We start from the raw sequence: 4845 nt of genomic DNA on the forward strand, positions 1-4845 counted from the left end.
CGTACAGGCCGAGCCCGACGAACCAGAAGGCACGGCGCCGCCGGGCCGGGTCCGGCTCGGCGAGGGCGAAGGCGACCGTCTCGTCCGTGACCAGGTGGGCGCCGAGGAACCGGCTCACGCGGCCGGTGCCGATGATCTCGGCCACGGCCAGGCTGAAGGCGGCCGTCCGGGTGTTGAGCAACAGCCCGGCGGCCACGGCGGCGGCCGGGCCGCCCCCGGCGAACAGCACGGCGACCGCGCTGAACTGGGCCGCCCCCGCGTACACCAGCACGGACATCAGCACCGGCACCCACAGCGGCAGACCGCCTCCGACGGCCACGGCGCCGAAGGAGAGGCCCACGATGCCGCCGGCCAGCCAGACGAGCGCGCTGTCGCGGACGAGGGCACGGTCGTCGGCGCTTTTCGTGGGCCCGGCGGGGCCCGTTCGTTGTGCCGAACGCATGTTTTCTACGATGAACGCTGAGCACATAGTCCGTCAAGACACACGTTCGTGTGATGGAGTGAACGACATGTCCGAGGCCACCCCCGTCCGACTCCCCCTGGAATGGCTCGCCGCCGCCCTGAAGCGGGAGCGCGGCCGTGCCGGGCTGTCCCTCTCCGAGCTGGCCAGGCGGGCCGGCGTCGCCAAGTCGACGCTGTCCCAGCTGGAGGCGGCGAGCGGGAATCCGAGCCTGGAGACGGTCTGGGCGCTCGCGGTGGCGCTCGGCGTGCCCTTCAGCGCGCTGGTCGAGCCGCCCGCGTGGCAGGTGCGGGTGATCCGGGCCGGACAGGGGCCCGCGGTCGGCTCCGAGCGGTCCGGCTACGTGGCCTCCCTGCTCTCCGCCTGCCCGCCGGGCGCCCGCCGGGACCTGTATTCGGTGTGGCTGGAGCCGGGGGCCGTGCGGGAATCGGAGCCCCATATCCCGGGGAGCGTGGAACACCTGGTGGTCAGCGAGGGCGCGGTGAAAGCGGGGCCGCGCGGGGAGACCGTGGAACTCGGGCCGGGCGACTACATGTCATACCGGGCGGATGTGCCTCACTCGTACGAGGCACTCGCGGCCGGGGCGAAGCTGGTGCTCGTCATGCAGCACATGTGAGACGCGGCGGGCCGGCGGGGCCGGTGTGGTTTGTGAACGGGAAATGAACCGGAAAAGGCAGGAGCCCCGTCGCCGGATGGCGGGGGCTCCTTGGGTACTGCTCTCAGGTTCTGCGATCAGGCAGGGAATCAGGCGGGGGTGACGTTCTCCGCCTGCGGGCCCTTCGGGCCCTGCGTGACGTCGAAGGTCACCGCCTGGTTCTCCTCAAGGGAGCGGAAGCCGGTGGCGTTGATCGCGGAGTAGTGAACGAAGACGTCGGGGCCGCCGCCCTCCTGGGCGATGAAGCCAAAGCCCTTTTCGGCGTTGAACCACTTAACGGTTCCGGTAGCCATAAGCCCTCCTTGGGCTCAAAAGGGTTGCCCTGCTCCAGAACCTGCAAGTGTGAAACGGTGCCGCACCACTGCATACTTCTGAAAACGACGAGAGCCCGCGGTCACATGCTCCGCAGGCTCTGTACTGCAAGGGAAACCAAACTGCAACTTGCGGCGAGCCTAGCACGGGGGTGCCGGAAAGCAATAGAGGTAAAGATCACTTCACCCGGATGTTTGAACGCTCGTTAGGCCGTTCGGGGGTGGGTTGGTCCAAGAGCCGTACCGTACGGGGGCTAGTCTCGCGATGTGGACAATTCTCGCACCCGGCCGCGTGTCGGCCACATCCAGTTCCTGAACTGCCTGCCCCTGTACTGGGGCCTCGCGAGAACCGGCACGCTTCTCGACTTCGAGCTGACCAAGGACACCCCGGAGAAGCTCAGCGAGCGGCTGGTGCGCGGCGAGCTGGACATCGGCCCCGTCACCCTCGTCGAATTCCTCCGCAACGCCGACGACCTCGTCGCCTTCCCGGACATCGCCGTCGGCTGCGACGGGCCGGTGATGTCCTGCGTGATCGTCTCCCAGGTGCCGCTCGACCGGCTGGACGGCGCGCGGGTCGCCCTCGGCTCCACCTCCCGCACCTCGGTCCGGCTCGCCCAGCTCCTGCTCGCCGAGCGGTACGGGGTGCGGCCCGACTACTACACCTGCCCGCCCGACCTCAGCCTGATGATGCAGGAGGCCGAGGCCGCCGTCCTCATCGGCGACGCGGCCCTGCGCGCCAACCTCGTGGACGGGCCCCGCTACGGCCTCCAGGTGCACGACCTCGGCGCGCTCTGGAAGGAGTGGACCGGGCTGCCGTTCGTCTTCGCCGTCTGGGCCGCCCGCCGGGACTACGCCGAGCGCGAGCGGGACATCACCCACCGGGTCCACGAGGCCTTCCTCGCCTCCCGCAACCTCTCCCTGGAGGAGGTCGCCAAGGTCGCCGAACAGGCCGCCCGCTGGGAGGCGTTCGACGAGGCCACCCTCGAGCGGTACTTCACCACCCTCGACTTCGGCTTCGGCGCCCCCCAGCTGGAGGCGGTCGCCGAGTTCGCCCGCCGGGTGGGGCCGACGACCGGCTTCCCGGCCGACGTACGGGTGGAACTGCTCCGGCGGTAGGAGGGGAAGGGCGCGTGGACGGGGTGACCACGGAATCACTGGTGCTCGCGGCCGGGGTGTGGGGCGCGCTGACCGGAGTGCTGCTGCCCCGGGCCGCGTACCGCTTCTCCGTCCCGCCCGGCGAACCCTGGCGCGACCGGTGCCCGGCCGGTGCCCACCCGGTCCGGGGCTGGCTGGGCGGTGCGGGCTGCGGGGCGTGCCGCGGGGAGCCGGGCGGGGGGCTCCGCGGGCCCGGTGGGGAGAACCTCCCGACCGCCGTCCTCGCCACCGTCACCGCGCTCGTCTGCGCCGCCCTCGCCGTCACCACCGGGACCCGGCCGGAACTGGGGGTCTGGCTGCTGCTCGCGCCCGTCGGGGTGCTGCTCGCCACCGTGGACCTGCGGGTGCGCCGGCTGCCCGACCCGCTGACCCTGCCGCTCGCCGTCGCCGCCCTCGCCCTGCTCGGCGTCACCGCCCTGCTCCCCGGGCACACCGGCGACTGGCCCACCGCCCTGTACGCCGCCCTCGCCCTGGCCGCCGGCCACTTCGTGCTGCACCTCGTCAACCCGGACGGCATGGGCTTCGGCGACGTGAAACTGGCCGCCGGGACGGGCGCCGCACTCGGCTGGTACGGCTGGCCCGCCGTGCTGCTCGGAACCTTCGCCGCGTTCCTGCTCGGCGCGCTCTACGGGGGCGCCCTCGTCCTCGCCCGGCGCGCCGGGCGCAAGACGGGCGTGCCGTTCGGCCCGTTCCTGCTCGCCGGTACCCTCGCCGGGCTGCTGACCGGGGCGTTCGCGGCCTGACGTCGGTCGCCGCAACCGCCTGGCGTAGGCTGGCACCGTCCGTCCTCAACCCTTACGAACCTTGCGAAAGGGACGCCGGTGACCGAGAAGGCCGACCTCCAGTCCGTCCTCGACCGCGCCGCGGCGGGCGGACGCATCACCCCCGAGGAAGCGCTCGCCCTCTACCGTGACGCCCCTCTGCACGCCCTCGGCTCCGCCGCCGACGCCGTGCGCCGCCGCATGTACGCGGGCACCGAGCACATCGCCACGTACATCATCGAGCGGAACATCAACTACACGAACGTGTGTGTCACGGCGTGCAAGTTCTGCGCTTTCTACGCGGCCCCCAAGGACACGGAGAAGGGCTGGACCCGCGACCTCGACGACATCCTGCGCCGCTGCGCGGAGACGGTCGAACTCGGCGGCACCCAGATCATGTTCCAGGGCGGCCACCACCCGGACTACGGCGTCGAGTACTACGAGAAGCACTTCAGGGCCATCAAGGAGGCCTTCCCGCAGCTGGTGATCCACTCCCTCGGCGCGTCCGAGGTGGAGCACATGGCCCGGATCAGCGGTGTCCCGGTCGAGGAGGCCATCACCCGGATCCACGAGGCGGGCCTGGACTCCTTCGCCGGCGCCGGCGCCGAGCTGCTGCCGGAGCGGCCGCGCAAGGCCATCGCCCCGCTGAAGGAGAGCGGCGAGCGCTGGCTGGAGATCATGGAGACCGCGCACCGGCTGGGCGTGGAGTCCACCTCGACCATGCTCATGGGCACCGGCGAGACCAACGCCGAACGCATCGAGCACCTGCGGATGATCCGGGACGTACAGGACCGCACGGGCGGCTTCCGCGCCTTCATCCCGTACACCTACCAGCCCGAGAACAACCACCTGAAGGGCCGCACCCAGGCGACCCTGTTCGAGTACCTGCGGATGATCGCGATCGCCCGCCTCTTCCTGGACAACGTCCGGCACATCCAGGGTTCCTGGCTGACCACCGGCAAGGAGATCGGCCAGCTGTCCCTGCACTACGGCGCGGACGACCTCGGCTCGATCATGCTGGAGGAGAACGTCGTCTCCTCGGCCGGCGCCAGGCACCGCTCCAACCGCCTGGAGATCATCGACCTGATCCGCAAGGCGGGCCGCGTCCCGGCGCAGCGCTCGACCACCTACGAGCACCTCGTCGTGCACGACGACCCGGCGAACGACCCCGTGGACGACCGGGTGGTCTCGCACATCTCCTCCACGGCCATCGAGGGCGGCACCGCCCACCCCGAGCTGAAGCTGCTCGCGTCGAACTAGGCCCCGCCTTGCTGACGCTGCACGCCGACTCCAGGGGCCACGCCCTCCTCGTCCGGGGCGAACGGATCGAGGCCGTGGGGTCCCTGGAGGAACTGGCCGCCGCGCACCCGCACGCGCGCGTGCGCCGCTGGCCGGGCATCCTCACGCCCGGGTACGTCAACCCGCACGGCAACGAACTGCTGGAGCGGACGTACTCCCCGGTCTCCTGGTGCTCGCCGGTGCGCAGCACGCCCAGCAGGCGGC

The 4845-nt window shown here is 71.4% G+C and carries 7 protein-coding genes; 5 read left to right on the forward strand and 2 right to left on the reverse strand.

The features are described from left to right. A partial coding sequence (locus tag H5J33_RS23575; RefSeq protein WP_181796903.1) for an AzlC family ABC transporter permease occupies positions 1-442 on the reverse strand: 442 nt, incomplete at its 3' end. Between the two features lie 67 nt (positions 443-509). On the opposite strand from H5J33_RS23575, the gene H5J33_RS23580 reads away from it, so the two are divergent. After that, positions 510-1076, forward strand: a complete 567-nt coding sequence (locus H5J33_RS23580) for a helix-turn-helix domain-containing protein (RefSeq protein ID WP_181796904.1) — start codon at positions 510-512, stop codon at positions 1074-1076. A 128-nt stretch (positions 1077-1204) separates the two neighbouring features. On the opposite strand, the gene H5J33_RS23585 is transcribed toward H5J33_RS23580, so the two are convergent. Continuing rightward, complete coding sequence (locus tag H5J33_RS23585) at positions 1205-1408, reverse strand: cold-shock protein (RefSeq protein ID WP_030778293.1); 204 nt, start codon at positions 1406-1408, stop codon at positions 1205-1207. A 285-nt stretch (positions 1409-1693) separates the two neighbouring features. Between H5J33_RS23585 and H5J33_RS23590 the strand changes: the two genes are divergently transcribed. From H5J33_RS23590 to H5J33_RS23605, 4 genes are all read left to right on the forward strand, one after another. Then, positions 1694-2542: a menaquinone biosynthetic enzyme MqnA/MqnD family protein gene (locus H5J33_RS23590; RefSeq protein WP_181796905.1), complete on the forward strand. Its 849-nt coding sequence runs from the start codon at positions 1694-1696 to the stop codon at positions 2540-2542. Between the two features lie 23 nt (positions 2543-2565). Beyond that, positions 2566-3324: a prepilin peptidase gene (locus tag H5J33_RS23595; protein WP_181796907.1), complete on the forward strand. Its 759-nt coding sequence runs from the start codon at positions 2566-2568 to the stop codon at positions 3322-3324. Between the two features lie 78 nt (positions 3325-3402). Then, positions 3403-4602: a cyclic dehypoxanthinyl futalosine synthase gene (gene mqnC, locus H5J33_RS23600; protein ID WP_181796906.1), complete on the forward strand. Its 1200-nt coding sequence runs from the start codon at positions 3403-3405 to the stop codon at positions 4600-4602. Between the two features lie 8 nt (positions 4603-4610). Beyond that, the coding region (locus H5J33_RS23605; protein WP_399552913.1) for an imidazolonepropionase-like domain-containing protein at positions 4611-4845 on the forward strand (235 nt) is incomplete at its 3' end.

Origin of the sequence: Streptomyces sp. WELS2 (genome assembly GCF_013870595.1) — a bacterium.
In the GTDB taxonomy this organism is placed as follows: domain Bacteria; phylum Actinomycetota; class Actinomycetes; order Streptomycetales; family Streptomycetaceae; genus Streptomyces.

Excerpts from the sequence above, each read along its gene's own strand:
- H5J33_RS23580 (WP_181796904.1), top strand. The coding sequence starts at position 510 with ATGTCCGAGGCCACCCCCGTCCGACTCCCCCTGGAATGGCTCGCCGCC.
- H5J33_RS23585 (WP_030778293.1), bottom strand. The coding sequence starts at position 1,408 with ATGGCTACCGGAACCGTTAAGTGGTTCAACGCCGAAAAGGGCTTTGGC.